This is a genomic window from Erysipelothrix tonsillarum DSM 14972, assembly GCF_000373785.1.
Lineage (GTDB): Bacteria > Bacillota_I > Bacilli_A > Erysipelotrichales > Erysipelotrichaceae > Erysipelothrix > Erysipelothrix tonsillarum.
In genome coordinates, this window is sequence record NZ_KB892380.1 from 307,173 (window position 1) to 324,970 (window position 17,798).

General features: G+C 37.4%; 20 protein-coding genes and 1 other RNA gene. 12 read left to right on the forward strand and 9 right to left on the reverse strand.

Features of this window, described 5'->3' with window-relative positions:
* Positions 1–40 precede the first annotated feature (40 nt).
* The 3 genes from B096_RS0109155 to B096_RS0109165 form a co-directional block, all read right to left on the reverse strand.
* Positions 41–706 (reverse strand): hypothetical protein, encoded by a 666-nt coding sequence (locus B096_RS0109155; protein ID WP_018580435.1) that lies wholly within the window; start codon positions 704–706, stop codon positions 41–43.
* A gap of 87 nt (positions 707–793) precedes the next feature.
* On the reverse strand, positions 794–2,017 hold the full coding sequence (locus B096_RS0109160) for an MFS transporter (protein ID WP_018580436.1): 1,224 nt from the start codon (positions 2,015–2,017) through the stop codon (positions 794–796).
* A 109-nt stretch (positions 2,018–2,126) separates the two neighbouring features.
* Positions 2,127–3,320, reverse strand: coding sequence for a helix-turn-helix domain-containing protein (locus B096_RS0109165; RefSeq protein WP_018580437.1), 1,194 nt, complete (start codon positions 3,318–3,320; stop codon positions 2,127–2,129).
* 222 nt (positions 3,321–3,542) lie between these two features.
* Between B096_RS0109165 and pyrR the strand changes: the two genes are divergently transcribed.
* The 4 genes from pyrR to B096_RS0109185 all read left to right on the forward strand — a co-directional run bounded on the left by pyrR (position 3,543) and on the right by B096_RS0109185 (position 6,283).
* Positions 3,543–4,055, forward strand: a complete 513-nt coding sequence (gene pyrR, locus B096_RS0109170; RefSeq protein WP_018580438.1) for a bifunctional pyr operon transcriptional regulator/uracil phosphoribosyltransferase PyrR — start codon at positions 3,543–3,545, stop codon at positions 4,053–4,055.
* A gap of 16 nt (positions 4,056–4,071) precedes the next feature.
* Complete coding sequence (gene pyrF, locus B096_RS0109175) at positions 4,072–4,758, forward strand: orotidine-5'-phosphate decarboxylase (protein ID WP_018580439.1); 687 nt, start codon at positions 4,072–4,074, stop codon at positions 4,756–4,758.
* A complete protein-coding gene (gene pyrE, locus B096_RS0109180) occupies positions 4,758–5,384 on the forward strand; it encodes an orotate phosphoribosyltransferase (RefSeq protein ID WP_018580440.1) in 627 nt (208 codons plus the stop codon). The genes pyrF and pyrE overlap by 1 nt, the downstream gene beginning before the upstream one ends.
* A gap of 65 nt (positions 5,385–5,449) precedes the next feature.
* Positions 5,450–6,283 carry a MerR family transcriptional regulator gene (locus tag B096_RS0109185; protein WP_018580441.1) on the forward strand — a complete coding sequence of 278 codons (834 nt, stop codon included), beginning with the start codon at positions 5,450–5,452 and terminating at the stop codon, positions 6,281–6,283.
* 25 nt (positions 6,284–6,308) lie between these two features.
* Here the strand turns inward: B096_RS0109185 and B096_RS0109190 are convergent, their stop codons facing one another.
* Positions 6,309–6,782, reverse strand: coding sequence for a hypothetical protein (locus B096_RS0109190; protein WP_018580442.1), 474 nt, complete (start codon positions 6,780–6,782; stop codon positions 6,309–6,311).
* Between the two features lie 103 nt (positions 6,783–6,885).
* Positions 6,886–7,554, reverse strand: a complete 669-nt coding sequence (locus B096_RS0109195) for a metal-dependent hydrolase (protein WP_018580443.1) — start codon at positions 7,552–7,554, stop codon at positions 6,886–6,888.
* Positions 7,555–7,702: 148 nt separating this feature from the next.
* Between B096_RS0109195 and B096_RS0109200 the strand changes: the two genes are divergently transcribed.
* The 6 genes from B096_RS0109200 to B096_RS0109225 all read left to right on the forward strand — a co-directional run bounded on the left by B096_RS0109200 (position 7,703) and on the right by B096_RS0109225 (position 12,921).
* Positions 7,703–8,356 (forward strand): metal-dependent transcriptional regulator, encoded by a 654-nt coding sequence (locus B096_RS0109200; RefSeq protein WP_018580444.1) that lies wholly within the window; start codon positions 7,703–7,705, stop codon positions 8,354–8,356.
* Position 8,357: 1 nt separating this feature from the next.
* Entirely contained in the window at positions 8,358–9,275 is a 918-nt protein-coding gene (locus B096_RS0109205) for a metal ABC transporter solute-binding protein, Zn/Mn family (RefSeq protein ID WP_018580445.1), read from the forward strand.
* Between the two features lie 21 nt (positions 9,276–9,296).
* Complete coding sequence (locus tag B096_RS0109210) at positions 9,297–10,037, forward strand: metal ABC transporter ATP-binding protein (RefSeq protein ID WP_018580446.1); 741 nt, start codon at positions 9,297–9,299, stop codon at positions 10,035–10,037.
* Positions 10,034–11,167 (forward strand): metal ABC transporter permease, encoded by a 1,134-nt coding sequence (locus tag B096_RS0109215; protein ID WP_018580447.1) that lies wholly within the window; start codon positions 10,034–10,036, stop codon positions 11,165–11,167. Before B096_RS0109210 ends, B096_RS0109215 begins: the two co-directional genes overlap by 4 nt.
* Positions 11,164–12,285 (forward strand): metal ABC transporter permease, encoded by a 1,122-nt coding sequence (locus B096_RS0109220; RefSeq protein ID WP_018580448.1) that lies wholly within the window; start codon positions 11,164–11,166, stop codon positions 12,283–12,285. The genes B096_RS0109215 and B096_RS0109220 overlap by 4 nt, the downstream gene beginning before the upstream one ends.
* An 81-nt stretch (positions 12,286–12,366) precedes the next feature.
* Positions 12,367–12,921, forward strand: a complete 555-nt coding sequence (locus B096_RS0109225; protein ID WP_018580449.1) for a phosphatase PAP2 family protein — start codon at positions 12,367–12,369, stop codon at positions 12,919–12,921.
* Between the two features lie 16 nt (positions 12,922–12,937).
* Here the strand turns inward: B096_RS0109225 and B096_RS0109230 are convergent, their stop codons facing one another.
* Entirely contained in the window at positions 12,938–13,894 is a 957-nt protein-coding gene (locus B096_RS0109230; RefSeq protein WP_018580450.1) for a serine hydrolase domain-containing protein, read from the reverse strand.
* Entirely contained in the window at positions 13,887–14,510 is a 624-nt protein-coding gene (locus tag B096_RS0109235; protein WP_018580451.1) for an HAD family hydrolase, read from the reverse strand. Before B096_RS0109235 ends, B096_RS0109230 begins: the two co-directional genes overlap by 8 nt.
* Positions 14,511–14,710: 200 nt before the next feature.
* On the opposite strand from B096_RS0109235, the gene B096_RS0109240 reads away from it, so the two are divergent.
* The gene (locus B096_RS0109240; RefSeq protein WP_018580452.1) at positions 14,711–15,730 is read left to right on the forward strand and encodes a G5 domain-containing protein; all 1,020 of its coding nucleotides are present in this window, start codon (positions 14,711–14,713) and stop codon (positions 15,728–15,730) included.
* Between the two features lie 241 nt (positions 15,731–15,971).
* Here B096_RS0109240 and B096_RS0109245 read toward each other — a convergent pair whose 3' ends face one another.
* Together B096_RS0109245 and ssrA are read right to left on the reverse strand one after the other, a co-directional pair.
* On the reverse strand, positions 15,972–16,370 hold the full coding sequence (locus B096_RS0109245; RefSeq protein ID WP_018580453.1) for a hypothetical protein: 399 nt from the start codon (positions 16,368–16,370) through the stop codon (positions 15,972–15,974).
* Positions 16,371–16,500: 130 nt separating this feature from the next.
* Positions 16,501–16,848, reverse strand: a transfer-messenger RNA (tmRNA) gene (gene ssrA / locus B096_RS09875).
* A gap of 116 nt (positions 16,849–16,964) precedes the next feature.
* On the opposite strand from ssrA, the gene proB reads away from it, so the two are divergent.
* The gene (proB, locus tag B096_RS0109250; RefSeq protein ID WP_018580454.1) at positions 16,965–17,795 is read left to right on the forward strand and encodes a glutamate 5-kinase; all 831 of its coding nucleotides are present in this window, start codon (positions 16,965–16,967) and stop codon (positions 17,793–17,795) included.
* Positions 17,796–17,798 lie beyond the last annotated feature (3 nt).

Genomic DNA, 17,798 nt, shown 5'->3' on the forward strand with positions numbered 1-17,798 from the left:
GTCTTAGTGGAACGGCTTTCGTTCTGTTTAAGACGTTTTTTTATAGGTAAGTTGCGCTCACACTGATGCTCCAAAGAATTAAAGGATAAAGGGATGGAAGGACAGAACGGACAGAACGGTTTAATGTTTCCGAAGCAGAGTCTTTTAGTAGTGTTAGTGGGAAAAACGCGAGTATGATTAACATACTTGGTGTTGATAAAAAAGTTAAGAGTAGTACCAAAGCGACCCAACTTATAAATTGTAAAGGTAAGGAATCTCTAAATATATAAGTAAGTAATGCTAATGGAATAATAATGGAACCATGATCGGTATACCGAAGACCAAGATAGAGAAAGATTGGAAAAAGTATCCATCCAATAAGTTTAAATGTAGGATATTTTTCTGTAATAAAGAATTCATACAGATACAAGAGCTGACACGTTAATAATAGCGTTAAAAATAAATTACTATGTGTTTGAAACACTGGTGAAACAACAAAAGCATTGATGAATGCGTTGCCGATAAACATTGCGATAGCGGCAATAAATAGATGACACAAAAGTTTTCGCTTATTTTTATAACTATTAAACAGATGAACCGAAAGGATTGCCATAATTGGACTAAGCAGTATATAGGGATCGTTAAACAAGGTGACATTAAACAGTGGTGCTACAGTATCAAATATAATTAAGGCTAAGGCCATAATGCCAATAATTGTAGTTTTCATGTAATCAACTCCTTCTACCTATATCATAGATAAAAGCAGCCGATAGCACCATTGATTCTACTTACATCTTGGTTACAAATTTGTAAGTTATTGTGTGTTGTAGTTATAAAAACTACGGACTTGATTATGAGGTGGCAGAATAAATACGACGAGTGCCAGTAAGTAAAAACATTGCGCAAAAAGATGTACATAAGGAATTGGAAATGATTCTGCGAGTGCTCCAAATGTAAATTGACCCAACATCATGGCTCCCGATATCAAAATCATAAAGAAGGAATTAACTTTTGCACGATATTGTGATGGAACACGTTTTTGGACTGCACTAATCCGAATGTTTGCGCTATTCATACCAATAATTCCAAGAATAATTCGAATAACCACCATAAGTGGGAAGGGAACAAAAAAGAAAATGCTTTCAAGTCCAATAAAAAGTGCATATACTGCTACCGCAATTGTATATCGATGATGGTCTTTGAATATAATCAGACTATGAATAAGTCCTCCTATCAAATAACCAAAGCTAGAGAAAGATTGTAACGTTGCATAATGCGTTTCCGTTAGGGTGGCATGCTGTTTAAAAAACGGATAAATTAAATTTGACGAAGCACTTGAAAACATAACTATCGCGAAAAAGAGAAAGACAGAGCGCAGCGCGCGATCAGATTTGAGATAGATATAGCCGTCTTTTAAATCTTGTTTAACATCGATTAAAGTCGTTTTCTGGGACTGAATATAGTCAAAAGGAGCATCAATTTTACGTTCGATAAGAACATCGATCAATGTTAAAGCGGCATAAGCAAAAAAGATAGAATCAAGGCCGTACAACCGATAAAAGATCATAGCAATCGGTGTCATAATAACACTGCAAAGTGGATTTATCGTGTTAATAATCGCATTGCCTTGTGTAAAATAATGCGCATCAATGACTTGAGGAATAATGGTTTGAGAGCTGATAGAAGAAATATTTCCAAGTGATGTAATTATTAGAATAATGAATAAATAAGAATAATAGTTAAAGCTAAAATATTTCACATAAAACCCTGCTAATAAGAAGAAAAGCATTAGGATTACTTCATTAGTAATTAGAACTTTTAAAGGGTTTTTACGATCAATAAAAGGTCCAATACCCAAGGGGAGAATTAAGTTTGGGATCATGGATAAAGCCGTAAAAACACCTGCCAACATGGTGGATTGTGTTTGATCGAAAATAACAAGACTTAATGCAAGGTTTAGCCCAATACCTCCCATTTCAGAAAAAATAGTTCCGAAGAAAACACGAATAAAATTTTGATTCCATAATTTTTTGTTCATAATAAAACCTCCTACATCTATTAAACGCCTTTTCTTAAGGTGATGTAAGAGGTCTGTATTGGGAAAATATGCACTAATAAGGGGTAATTACAGCCATTAAGAGCATTTATTAGGAAATATTGTATTTTTCGGTTAGAATAAGCGCCTTTTTATAGAGTCGATTAGCGCTATAGTATTGAATAAGGAATTTCACATACATCAATACGTATCCATGATGGGCATCCTTTTCCGCGATTGTCTTACAAGTTTCCAAGTGGAAACCATATTGATGATGATGCAGATAGTTAGGTTCTTCAATCATAAAGGTAATCAATTGATATACTGCTTCAGACAAACAATCTGAATTTCTTTCCATTTCGTTATGAATCCTAGATGCTGCTTCAAGATTGTTTTGAAAAATATAAAGCATTGCTAGTTTTTGAAGGATGAGATTGTGAATTTCTTTTTCTGGTATGGAGAGATCTTTTGAATCATTATATGCCTGCACAAGGTAACTTTGTGCTGCTTCATACATACCGACAAGAAGGTAGGTAGCACCGATATTATAATTGACTGAGATGACGGCGGTAGAATCATCCAAATATCGGGTAAGACGTAAGGCACGGTTGTAGTATCGAAGCATCATCTTCATTTGATCAGGACTGGTGTAGGTTAAATTTGCGTAGGAAGAACCAAGCATCATAGAACTTTGATACATCCCCTTAACATTCCCAGTATCCGCGTATATTTGATAGGCAGAATTAAGATTATCAATTGCACTATAGTAGGAGCCATAGCGATAATAGGCAACCCCAAGTTGATGGTGAATCAAGCCGTAGTGATCAATCCGTTTATATTGGTTTAGAAATTCAATCTGTTCAAGGGTCGTAAATGTTTCCACCCGGGCTAAGACGTATGCTAAGCGTTGGTCTGTTGTCATGATATCAATGAAAGCTTGAAGATCATCAATATAGTGATTTTCACGATTGATATAATACAAGACTAAATGAGCATTAATCGTAGCTTTGGAGTAGAAACAAGATTGCGCGAGTGCTTGTAATTCATCATTAGCGACAGGGGATTCAAAATTAATTATACGATTCCAAAAATCTAGAGATAGCGTATTGAACCGTTCCAAAAGAATAGGATCATGGATTAAATCAATTCCAAGACAATCAAAAAGTAATATTAAAATTTCATCGCTAGGTGATACTTGATTTGATTCAATTTTAGAAAGATAAGAAACGGAACAAATTCCTTCCGCTAGAGCAGTTTGACTCATATACTGGTGTTGGCGTTCATTTTTTAAAAGTGTTCCAAGCATGATAACACCTCCTTAAATTAATTCTATCACAACTACAGTGGTCCAAAGGATGTTTTGTTAAGTGGTTGACAGATAAAACAGAAACGCATATGATAAGAATGAAATAAGAACCTTTAAAATTGTCCAGAGAGGCAAGCAAGGAGAGAGTATTAAACACTTATCATATGATGAGCCTCTTTTCGTGCGCGAGAAGGGGCTCTTTTCTATGAATGGAGGGAAATTATGGTGAAAATCGTTATGAATGGGTTAGAGATACAACGTGCAATAAATCGGATTGCATATGAAATTCTTGAACGGTATCAAGGTGTAGAAAATCTTGTCATCGTGGGAATTGAAACACGAGGGATTGATCTTGCGCAACGCATTGCGTCAAAGTTGGAAGCAATCGAAGGTCCAATACCTTGTATCAGTTTAAATATCCATCAATATCGAGATGATGTTATATCGAAAAAGAAAGTTACTCATTCGGATATTCTAGAAAACAAAAACATAGTACTTGTTGATGATGTTTTATATACGGGTCGAAGTGTTCGATCAGCAATGGATGCTATTATCGATTTAGGTCGTCCTGCTACAATTTCTCTCGCCATCCTCATTGACCGAGGCCATCGCGAGCTGCCGATTAGTGCAGATTTTATAGGTAAAAATATTCCCAGTTCACGTAAGGAACGAATATCCGTACAAACGATTGAAACGGATGGAAACGATTGCGTTTTACTAGAAACAAAATCATAACGAGAAGGAGATTATCATGGAAAATGTAATTATTGCTTTAGACTTTGAAAGTCCTCAAGAGGCTTTGGCATTTCTTGATTTATATGAAGATACATCATTATTTGTGAAGGTGGGTATGGAACTCTATTACCAAAGTGGACCTACAATTATTAGTGAAATTAAGAAACGTGGTCATAAAATATTTTTGGATTTAAAACTTCATGATATACCGAATACTGTCGAACGTACCATGCGTCGTTTAAAAACGATGGGTGTTGATATGACAAATGTTCATGCGGCCGGAGGCATGGAAATGATGGAAGCTGCACGTAAAGGATTTGGCGATACAGGAATTTTGATTGCCGTTACCCAACTTACATCAACTTCTGAAGCACAAATGCAACACGAGCAATTGGTTCATGCAACGTTGAATGATTCGGTTCTACACTATGCTGAATTAACCCAAAATGCAGGGCTAGATGGTGTTGTTTGTTCTCCCTTAGAAGTTCAAACGATACAAAAGACATGTGGAAAAGCGTTTTTAACGGTAACCCCTGGAATTCGTCCAAATAAATCAGACAATGGGGATCAAAAACGTGTTACAACTCCGGCGCAAGCAAAGAAAAATGGTTCAAGCTACATCGTCGTGGGAAGACCGATTACACAAGCAAAAGATCCTGTAGCAGCATATAAAGAAATCGTCAAAGAATGGGAGGAAGCATAATGATAACAGCAGAACGTATTGCACGAGACCTCTTGGAGGTTAAAGCAGTCACCTTAAGCCCGGATAATCTCTATACTTGGGCCAGTGGACTTCGAAGCCCTATATATTGTGATAATCGTATTACAATGAGTTATCCACACGTCCGTAAACATATTGCTGAATCGTTTGCGCAAGCAATTTCGCAAAAATATCCAGAGGTTGATTATATTGTAGGAACGGCGACAGCTGGAATTCCCCAAGCATGCTGGGTCGCTGATCTCCTGGACAAACCGATGGCATATGTACGCCCCAAGCCCAAAGACCACGGTAAAGGAAACCAAATTGAGGGCATGATCCCTAAAGGGTCCCGTGTGATTGTGATTGAAGATTTAATTTCAACGGGAGGGAGTTGTCTTCAAGTATGTGAGGTACTAAAAAAAGCTGAAATTGAAGTCCTAAGTGTTTATGCAGTATTCACGTATGAACTCAAGCAAGCAAAAAAGGCTTTTGAAGAAATAAATATACCACTCCATACGTTATCGAACTATTCAACATTAATACGGGTTGCGCGAGAAATGGATGCGATCACGGAGGCAAACTTAACATTATTACAAGATTGGTCTCAAGTTCCTGCATCATTTAAATAAAAGGGGAGCATGTCTACCCTCTCATCCGTTATAATGAACATAAGAGTCTTTAAAGAGGTGAAAACATGATTAAAATTGGCGATTTTTCAAAGTTATCACGATTAAGTATTCGTGTCTTACGTCATTATGATGAAATCGGTCTTTTGAAGCCGGTGATGATTGATGAACAAAATGGTTATCGGTTTTATGAAGAATGGCAATTGGAGCGTGCAAATCGAATCGTTGCATTGAAACAGATTGATTTAAATTTGGATACAATAAAAACTATTTTGGACCATGATGAAGATACCAGTCTCTTACTCGAGTACCTAAACGTTCAGGATTGTGTCATTACCGAGAAATTAGAAAAAGCACGTGAACAACAGCAACTTATCGATACAATGATCAAACAGTTAAACAGAGATCATCCGCTCGTTTATCAAATTATTCGAAAAGAGTATCCTTCACAAACAGTTGTGAGTTTAAGAAATACAATTCCGACGTATGAAGATGAAAGCATGTTATGGTCACAAATGATGGTAGAACTGGGTGATCAAACCTTGGATTATGCGAATCCTTGCAATGCCCGTGCAATCTTTCATGATGAAGAATACTGTGATCAAGACGTTGATGTAGAAGTGCAAATGAGTGTAAATAAAATGGGTCAGAACACCGATTGGATAAGATTTAAAACAACGCAAGCACAAGTGGTTGCATCAACAATCCTAAAAGGAAGTTATGAACAAGTAGGAGCGGTTAATGAGGCAATCCTACAGTGGGTACAGAATAATCATTATACCTTCGATGGTCCCATGTTTAATATCTATCTGGTTGGACCTAATGAGACTGAAGACCCCAATGAGTGGGTAACAGAAGTTTGTTTCCCAATAAAAAAACTTAGTATAAGAACAACTCCATGAGTTTGCTCTCGATACTAAGTTTTTTTTATTTCATAGATTTAAAAAGGTTAAGCCGTTCTTCATTATCAATATCATGATCTGAGATGCCTTGCAGCGGATTATCGGTATTAAATATCGCAATGACTTTATGTGCTTTAACCCATGTGAGTTCAGGATAATTTACGAGAAATAAATCATTGAGAGGCTTGGAATCGGTGTAATCTGTCAGCACTCGTTTCGATAAGTAACCATCTTTAAACAAATTAAAATCAACAATCCAAATATCATAATCATTATCTTTTAAACGTTGAATGATGCCATCACCCAAAGTCATGGCTTCTTCATATTTCAAGTAAAAATTTTTCTGTTCTTCAATCCGATTTATATCGAGATTATCCACCGGAACCGTAAAACGATCGAGAACAACATTAAATCCTTTAAGTATATAGAGACAATGACTGCGGTGTTCGCAGCTCATTTGATGATTATTGATAACGCGGTTAATTCTTTCCTGTAACATAATTATCACTCCTTTAATTATATTATACGCCACTATGTTTACTAAACAACACTGAAATTACGAAAACATTCGTTATACAATAAAACAAAGGTCAAATGTCAGTTTAAGTGGCTTTAACTTGATATTGTTGACCCATCTTAGGAATAAATACTGATTGTGGATAACATTCTTTTTTAAATAATTCCGGATCTTGTTTGATAAGTGGAAACGTATTGTAGTGCATCGGAATAAAACATTGAGATGTGATGATGGTTGTTGCCAGAGTGGCGTCTTGAATTCCCATCGTAAAATGATCACCAATAGGAAGACAGGCAATATCAACACTCCCAACAAGGGCCATATCGCTAAATAGCACAGTATCCCCTGCATGATAAAACCGTGTGATGCCATCATCAATAAGATAGCCTGCGGCAACTCCCATTGTTTTTCCTTCATAGGATGATGAATGAAGTGCTGGAATCATTTTAACAGACCCAAAGGAAAAGTTATGAGTACCACCGAGATTCATGCCAATACAGTCATATCCGCGATCTGTAAAAAAATCTGCGACTTCGACTATAGCGATAATTTGCGCTTGATTTTGGGTGGCGATGATTTCGGTATCGCCAATATGGTCATCGTGTGCATGGGTGAGTAGAATGGCATCGACTTGTATCGCTTGTACATCCGTAGGACATAAGGGATTCCCTGTAATAAAAGGGTCGATGATGATACGATACCCATTTTCAAAAATCAGTTCAAAACATGAATGACCGTGCCATATATAGTCCATAAATAGACCTCCTTTATTCTAGTGTATCACGATAGTGGGTGTAAGGGATGTGAAAGCGAAAATCATAGATAACGGCTTGCATAACCCAACAGTTAGGTGTATACTACTAATGAATTAGGTTAGCCTAATTATTAGAAAGAGGTATGCAATGACACCGAATCGTGAAGATTATATAAAAACAATTTACTCATGTAATGAGAAAAAAGAAAAGCTAACCAATAAGGAACTTGCTGAACGACTAGGCGTATCACCTGCTTCAACAAGCGAGATGGTCCGAAAATTGATAGAATCCAATCACGTAATTAAAGATAAACAATTAGGACTATCGTTGACCACAGAAGGAACACTTGAAGCAAAAACGCTTGTTCGCAAGCATCGCCTTTGGGAAGTGTTTTTAGTAGAGCATCTCGGTTATTCATGGACAGAAGTGCATGAAGATGCGGAGGTACTCGAACATGGCACATCGGAATTGCTAGCAGACCGATTGAATGAATTTTTGGGGTATCCTGAACATTGTCCTCATGGCAGTCGCATCTATGGCAATACAACAGCAGATATAAATCAGTCTGTTGCCTTAAGCACGCTAAAAAAAGGACAACGAGGCGTACTTGCGAAAGTTCGTGACCACGAAGAACTCTTAAAATACTTAGAACATGTGAAATTGAATTTAGGTGCTTCGTTTGAAGTTGTGGATGTTGATCCGTATGAAGGACCCCACCATATATTGATTGACAATCGTCATGTGCCGGTAAGTCATAAAGCATCACAAGAAATCTACGTAATATTAGATAGCGAGGAATAAAATGAAAAAAATATTAGCAGTTTTACTTGTTACACTCTTGGTACTAACAGGGTGTAAATCAACACCAAATGATAATCCATCGGCAGATCATGATGGAAAAATTAATGTTGTTGCGACAACAACAATGATCAAGGATTTAGTAGAAATCGTTGGGGGCGACAAAGTTGCCGTTAATGGAATGATGGTGGCGGGTGTTGATCCCCATTTATACAAAGCGAAACCAAGTGATGTTAAGGCAATTCAAGAAGCAGATATTGTAGCCTTTAATGGTGTACACTTAGAAGCGAAGCTTGATGATGTTCTATCAGGACTTGAAGGTTCCGGAAAAAATATTATTAAACTCGAAGATGCGCTTGAACCAAGTGATATCATCAATGATGAAGAACAAGGAGGACATGATCCTCATATATGGTTCGATGTGAATCTATGGAAAAAGAGTGCACAACATGTAGCGAATAAGCTTTCTGACTTTGATTCTGAAAATAAAGATTTTTACCAAACCAATGCAGCCAACTATATTACTGAGTTGAACGACATGGAAGGGTACATTAAAAATAGAATCGCAGAAATACCTGAAGAACAACGTGTCTTGGTAACAGCTCATGATGCATTTGCCTACTTCGGTCGTTACTTTGGGGTGCATGTGGAAGCGATCCAGGGGATCTCAACGCAATCTGAAGCTGGGATTGCAGATATTAATGATGTGTCAGATTTAATTGTAAGTCGCAAGATTAAAGCAATTTATACGGAATCAAGTGTTCCTAAGAAAACGATTGAATCATTACAAGCTGCCGTTAAAGATCGTGGCTTTGATGTTTCGATTGGGGGCGAAATTTATTCGGACTCCTTAAAAGAAGATACAAGTTATATCGAAACATATAAAATAAACGTTGATACAATTGTAGACAACTTAAAATAATTAAGAAAAGGGAGTGTGAATATGGCAGAGAAGGAATATGCAATTGAAGTTGAAGATTTGACGGTTACTTATGACGTTAAACCTGTTCTTTGGGATTGTGATGTCAAGTTTGAAAAAGGAAAGTTGACAGCAATCGTAGGGCCTAATGGTGCCGGAAAATCAACCATGATTAAAGCCATTATGGGGCTTCTAAAACCAATTTCAGGCAAAATTACAATAAATGGAAATAATAAAAATGAGGACTACAAAAATATTGCCTATGTCCCGCAAAGCGGAAGTGTTGACTGGGATTTTCCAGCAACCGTAGAAGATATTGTTCTCATGGGGCGTTATGGCCATATTGGTTGGATAAAACGACCACGTAAAGAAGACCGTGAAATCGCAAATGAGATGCTGGAACGCGTTGGGATGAGTGCTTACCGTAATCGGCAAATTAGTCAATTATCGGGAGGACAACAACAACGTGTGTTCCTTGCTCGCGCTTTAACACAGCAAGCTGAAATATACATTTTAGATGAGCCACTTAAGGGTGTCGACGTGAAGACGGAAGAAATACTAATGACACTTCTCAAAGAACTTGCTGCAATGGGAAAAACAGTTATTGTTGTTCACCACGACCTTACGAGCATTGAAGGGTACTTTGATAATATTGCGCTTGTGAATGTTAAACTTGTCGCATGGGGTCCTGTTCAAGATACCTTTACTCAAGAAAATCTTAAACTTACCTATCACACAGATGTAGGAGGTATCGTTAAATCATGATGAATGCAATTATAGATTTGTTCAGTAATTATACATTTCAAATCGTTGCACTCGGATCGATTGCGTTAGGGATTCTCACTGGAGTAACTGGAACGTTTGCAGTACTTCGAAAGCAAAGTTTATTAGGAGATAGTATTGCTCATTCGGCTTTAGCCGGAATTACCATGGCATTTATTATGACAGGTACAAAGAATACTGAAATTCTCCTCCTAGGAGCTTTGATTGCCGGATTACTCGCAACATTTATTATTAACTCAATCTCGAATAACACTCGAATTAATTTTGAGAGTGCAATGGCTTTGGTTATGTCGGTCTTCTTTGGAGTCGGGTTTATACTATTAACCCATATTCAAAAATTACCGGATTCCCAACAGGCCGGGTTAGAACGTTTTCTATTCGGTCAAGCTGCAACGATATTACAACGTGATGTTTATTTTGTTATCGGTGTCACTTTGATCGTTGTGATCATAATGCTCTTATTGTGGAAAGAGATTAAAGTATTCACGTTTGATCCGGTTTATGCACATTCAATTGGATTATCCACAAAATTTCTAAATATTGTGCTATCTGGATTTATTGTTGCCGCAATTATTATGGGAATTCAAATGGTTGGTGTGGTCTTAATGTCTGCATTGATTATTGCCCCTGCAGTGGCAGCACGTCAGTGGACCAATTCATTGACCGGTATGACGATTCTTGCTGCGGTTTTTGGCGCAATTTCAGGACTTGGAGGAACAATCGTAAGTTCTCTCATAAATAAATTTCCTACAGGTCCTGCAATCGTTGTAATCGCAAGCATAATTGTTATATTAAGCTTATTATTCGCACCGGGTCGAGGGATTCTTAATAAAGGCCTGCGACAACATCGAGCAAAACAAGCGTTTGAGGCGGATATGGCAATTATTAATCTATTAACACACCAACTGCTCGACATTGATGCTCACTTTACAAAAGAACAATTGCAGGATGCATGCATTATTGATCACCATCGTGAAGGGAAATCATTTGAACGTCTCTTTAATAATTTAAAAAAACGTCATATGGTTGAACGGGTTGATGATTCGATGTACTTTAAGTTAACCAAAGTCGCAAAATTAGAATATGAACAAAATCGAGGTGATCACGTATGACATTATCCATTCCAACACAAATTATGTTAATTGCTGTAGTGGTTGCATTGTCCTGTTCCCTACTTGGGGTATTTTTAGTTCTTAAAAAAATGGCTATGATGAGCGACGCAATTACGCACACGATTCTATTAGGAATTGTCATTGGGTTCTTTATTACCCATGATTTTAACTCGCCCTTATTAATTTTGGGAGCCTCTTTAACGGGGGTGCTTACGGTCTATCTTATTGAAATGCTTCAACGAACACGGCTGCTCTCTGAAGAGTCGTCTATTGGTGTAGTATTCCCACTATTATTTAGTATCGCGATTATTTTAATTACGCGTTATGCGGGTTCTGTTCATTTGGATACCGATGCAGTACTACTCGGTGAAATAGCCTTTGCACCATTTGATACAATGATGTTATTTGGTATGCAGTTACCGAAGAGTTTGGTTACGATGTCAATCATTTTAATTGTTGACCTACTCTTTGTTGTTATTTTCTTTAAAGAATTAAAACTTACAAGTTTTGATCCTCTACTTGCGGCAACACTCGGGTTTGCTCCCGTTCTGTTACACTATGCACTGATGACACTAATTTCAGTTACTGCGGTGGGTGCATTTAATGCAGTGGGTTCGGTTTTAGTAATCGCATTTATGATTGGACCTCCTATCACGGCGTTTCTATTAACCCATGATTTGGTCAAATTAATTTTGATCAGTTCAGGATTTGCAATTTTCAATGCAATTACCGGCTACCAATTCGCAAATTACTTTGATGTTTCGATAGCCGGAAGTATGGCCTTAATGACAGGAATTTCCTTTGGTGTGGTATTTTTATTCTCACCAAGAGAAGGGCTTATCTCTAATAAAATTCGTCGTCACCAACAAAAGAGTGAATTTGCAGAGTTAACGGTTCTCTTCCATCTCTATAATCACGAAGAAAGTGATGCAGAAGCAGAAGAAGCCGGGGTCTGGAGTATTTATGAACACCTCAATTGGTCACAAACAAAGATACAGAAAATTATTCAGAATTTAGAAATTAAAAAATATATTACGATTGATAAAGAGATTATTAAATTAACCAATCTCGGTCGTGAAGTAAGCATCAACCATGCCGAAAATATTTTTGACCGCTAGAAATAGCGGTTTTTTTCGTACATTGTTGTCACATATAAGACATATGAAGAAGGATTTGATATGATAAATGAGGTGATAAATATGGAACTATCAATATTAAATTGGATACAATCGTTAAGGACGCCGGGATTAGATCGCTTTTTTGCCGTCTTTACAACCTTAGGGGATCATGGTGAGTTGTGGCTCATTATTCTTTTGATTTTATTTGTAATGAAAAAAACGCGTAAAGTCGCAATATTAGGATTGATTGCACTTGTTGTAGAATTAATTCTCGTCAGTGGTGTAATTAAGCCGATTGTGATGCGTCCAAGACCGTTTTTTGTAAATCCTGTAGATTTAGTCGTACCTGCACCGCGAGGATCATCATTTCCTTCGGGCCATGCAGCGAGTTCATTTGCGGTTGTTATGACGCTTTATTTTAATAAGATTAAATATAAACCGGCATACGTTACGCTAGCGGTTATCATGGCATTTTCAAGACTCTATGTCTATGTACATTACCCTACAGATGTTTTGGTAGGAACTTTACTCGGTATCTTCATTGCTTATGAAGTTACAAAATACCAAAAGACAATCTTTAAAATCATGGATACCATTCTCATTAAAATTGGGATACGAAAAGAAATAGCACAATAAGTGCTATTTCTTTTTTTTATTCAAAAAAGGTTTGCATCAATGCTTCACGTCGAGAAAGATAACCCGTATCGGTTCGACTGGGATGGACGCGATGTGCTAAGAGAATGAGTGCGCGCTTTTGATCAAGGACGAGAAGCGGACCGGTAAAACCAGTATGAAAGCAGGCATTTGTATCCTTATAAACGTAACGATTCCATCCCAAAGAACGGGAGTCGATATCTGTTTGTTGGATTTGCTGGTAGGTTTCGGTTCGTAAGAGGGAAGGATTATGGGTTACCATGGCTTCCGCAAATTTTTCTATGTCTGAACGGGTGGCGAAAAGCCCCGCATTGCCTGCGATACCGCCACAGTTACGTGCTGTTTCATCGTGAACTATCCCCTGGATGAGTCCGTGTTTTTCAGTGAATTCGGAAGGGACACAAATATGACGATTTTCAGGATTAAAACTGGTATGTTTCATTTGAAGGGGTTTGAAGATTGCTTGTTCAAAGCTTAGATCAAGCGATTGATCAATAGCTTCAATAACATAACCTAAGATTAAAAAATTAATACAAGAATACACCATTGAGTCGTTAGGATTTCGTACAAGATCAAAACAGGTAATAACTGACTGATAAATCTCATTTTGATTCATATCATAGCGACCAGTGACACTAGGTGCAAGTCCTGAACGATGTAAGAGACAATGCCGGATGGTCATGTTCGCATTGCGGAAATGCGGGAGGATGGCCTGAATCGGAGTATCAAGGGTTATTTTACCCTCTTCACATAGTTGTAGGATTCGTGTAGTGGTAAAGAGTTTGGTAAGGGAAGCAATATCAAAACGATGTGATTCCATAAGGTCAGGGCCACCGTAGCTTACTTTACCGAAGGTTGCACGTGTCCAATTTTCATTTTCGTAAATTGCAATGGTTAATCCACTTACGAGACCATCCGCTACAATTTTTTGCGCAGCGTTAAAACACTCATCCATGGTTGAGTACCGACACAATATCTGAAGGTTTTTTTAGAATATGGTCAATATCATCCATACCGTCTGTAGAAATATTTCCCCAACTTGCAAGTCCGAAAGCCATCCCTGCTGCCTTAGCAGCTTGGTAATCAAAGAGGGTATCTCCAATATACAAAACACGATTGGGCAGGACATTGAGTTTTTCCGCACATACGAGTAGTGGTTCCGGGTGGGGTTTATGATGTTTGGTATCTCCGGATAGTACAACTCCTTCAAAATATGCATCAATACCAGTTGATACGACATCAATCTCATACTGATTCTTTTTCTTTGAAGAAGCGATTCCTTGTTTAACGCAACCATCGAGTTGCTTAATGACAGTATCTATTCCTTCAAAAAAAGAAGCAGGTTCAGGGTATTCATTTACATATTGAACCCACCGTGGATAGACTTCCTCAGAAATACCTAACTGTTTTAAAACACCCAAACCATCATAAGCTGTTAGAGGGACGAGTTCGTCAAAAGTCATAGACACGCCCAATTCCTCCTCAACAATTCTAATTAATGGGTAAATATTCATATCAAATGTGTTTACGACCGTACCATCAAGATCGTAGATAATTGCATCATAGTTCATATACTACCTCACTTTTAATACTATTATACAACAAGTTAAGAAACAAATACTGTGTGTTCTCATATCAAAATAAAGGAAGTCGAATTCAAACAGTGATTTTTGCTCATCAAATGCGTAACAGTATGAAATATATGAGAAAGGAGTGGGATGATTTCAATAAATTTGTAACGTATAATAGGATGGGAATGGAGTATATATGTATGAAAAAACTATTAACCGCAATACTTTGTCTCGTTTTATTAGCGGGATGTGCAACAAAAGAAGATACGCAAGATGTTCTTGAATCGAAAACCCTCACCGAAAAAGATGTAGAACTTCTAAAAAAACACGGACTTGAAGTTTCTGATACAAAAGAAATTAAAGTCGATAAAGATGGGAATATGATCTTTACCGTGGATCAAAAGGAAATTAAAGTACCATTCACCGTACTTGATGACAAAGATGCAGACAAGAAATTGACGCAAACTCTAAAGGACCACAAAGCAAAAGAAGAACCCAAAAAGGATACTTCTAAGAAAAATGAAGCTAAAGAAGCGTCTCCCAAAGATGCAAAAGAAGAACCTAAAAAAGCAACAGAAGTAAAAAAAGAAGAACCAACAACTGCGAAAGCACCTACTGTAACATATCGGGAAGCAAAGGATTATGAATCAATTGCTTATTCTGAAGAATATCGCGAAGATAATTCAATGAACAAAGGTGAAAGCTATGTTCAACAAGAGGGTGTTTACGGACAAAAAGAGATTGTATACAGCGTGAAAGTTGTGGATGGGATTGATTCGGAATGGACCGTGAAAAGTTCATCAGTTATTAAAAACCCTGTTAACAAGATTATCGTGAACGGTACTTACGAAAGTAAGGGGACAATCAGTGATGGTTATGCAACTGATGTATATGATCGAATCAATTCAAATCGTCGTGCAAAAGGTCTTGGGAATCTTGCATGGTCAAACAGTCTTTATAGTTCGGCACAAATAAGAGCAAAAGAAATTGCAGTATTATTCGAACACACACGTCCTAACGGACAATCAGTGTTGTCAATGGCGAGTGATATCAATGGTGAGAACATTGTATTCGGACCGATTGATATGGATTATTTAGTGAATCTATGGATGAATTCACCGGGTCATTATAGTAATATCATGAACGACTTCAATTATACGGCGACAGCGGTATATATTGAAGGTGGTTATGCATACGCTGTACAATTATTCGGTTATTAAGCAAAAAAACTGTATTTCCAACATCTGGAAATACAGTTTTTTTTGCGAGTATTCGTCTCGTCATTTCGAAATAAAGATTTGTGAAGGAGTTGGTCGATACCGGGGTCATAAGGATGCTCTTTATCTGAAAAATCAACAAGAACAAAACTTAGAACTGTAAAGTAATTGCAAGCAATGAACTAAATGTGATGAGTAATAAAATGAATCGGTTATATCCGAAATCGATTAGATTCCTTCTCTATTAGTTTGATTGCAACTTAATATGTTCAATTAATTGTTGTGCCTGGTCTGATGAAATTCGATAGACCTTGCGATCAACAACTAATTTGTCGTCTAAAACCCAAATCTTCATTTCAGACTGATCATTAAAATGAATATTCATACGATAAGTAAACTCGGGTTGACTCGTTTGGCGTGCATTACCCTTAATTTCGATTGATTTAAGGGCTGTGATACTATCCAAAATATGTGTTTCATCTTCGGTTGTTGTCTCCATCGTATCATTGATATATGTGATTGAACCAACTTCAGATTCATCAATTGCTTGGAGTTTTCCTTGTGAAAAATAATTAGGCAACCCCATCATCATTAAGACACCAATACAGACAATAAAGACAATGAGTCTCGATTTTTTTTTCATATTCCCACCTCTATCTCAATTATAACGGATTTGTTTAGCAAAATATTGCGGATAATAGAAATGTTATTTGAGGCACGGAAATAAAAAAATCACATGCTAGCAACGCTGCATATGATTGATTAAGTTATATTGGTGGAGATGGCGAGAGTCGAACTCGCGTCCAAGAAGTGTTCCACATTCGAATGTCTACAGTTTAGTCTGTTTCTAAATAATCAAAGTTCAAGCTCCAGACAAACCTTCCTTTGATGTGCTCTAAAATTTTCGTGGCATACACCGAGCAATGATGGCCCTTATTCTTTGTGAGTGAGTTGATATCGCTTGCCCAAAGACCAAACGCACGATATCAGGCTGCAGCGTTAAACGCTAATTAAGCAGCGAATTGTAAACTGTTGTTTCCAGTTAATTTTTTTTAGCTATTAGGTAGCAACTCCACTGCAATTCGAATCAAACAAAATCCTGTCGAAACCATGACATCCCCAGGACCATCATTATAACAATATTTCTTAAAAACTACAATCATTAGACGTCATGCTATCTCTTTTTAAAACCTCGAGGATAGTGTATTATAGATACAGAAATAGAGGGACAGATATCATGAATAGAGAAATTTTGAGAGATAAAAAACGGATTGTTGTGAAAGTGGGGTCATCATCGCTGACCCATAAAGAATCAGGAGATTTAAATTATCGTAAGCTGGAACAACTTGTTCGTGTTCTTGCAGACTTACGAAGCCAAGGGAAAGAAATTGTGCTTGTATCTTCGGGGGCACAAGCTGTAGGTCGAAAAGCTTTAAACCTTTCTCAAATACCTGATAAAATGGCACAAAAACAAGCCCTTGCGGCAATTGGTCAAGCGAAACTAATGATGACTTATCAACGACTGTTTGCAGAGTACAACCAAGTAGTTGCCCAAGTGCTGCTTACAAAACACACTATGTTTAAAGAAGAGAGTCGGGATAACGCTAAAAATACATTTCATGAGTTATTAGAAATGGGGGTTATTCCCATCGTTAATGAAAACGATACCGTCGCAACACATGAAATTGAATTTGGGGATAATGATCATCTGAGTGCATTTGTACTAGCGATGATTGATGCGGATTTACTTATTATTCTTTCAGATATTGATGGGTTTTATACGGACGATCCTTCCCGTAATGAAGCTGCAACATTGATTGATTATGTTGAGAAAATTGATGAACGACACTTACGGATGGGGAAAGAAACAAGTTCTTCAGCTGTAGGTACGGGTGGTATGAGTGCCAAAATCGATGCGGGTCGAATCGTAACAAGTTCTGGTGCTGATATGGTCTTGGCCAACGGGAATGATGTGAATGTTTTACATCAAATTCTTGATGGTGAGAAGGTAGGTACTTATTTTAAAGCAAATAAATCGGAGACGTTTGACTTAGAAGCTTATCTTTAGGAG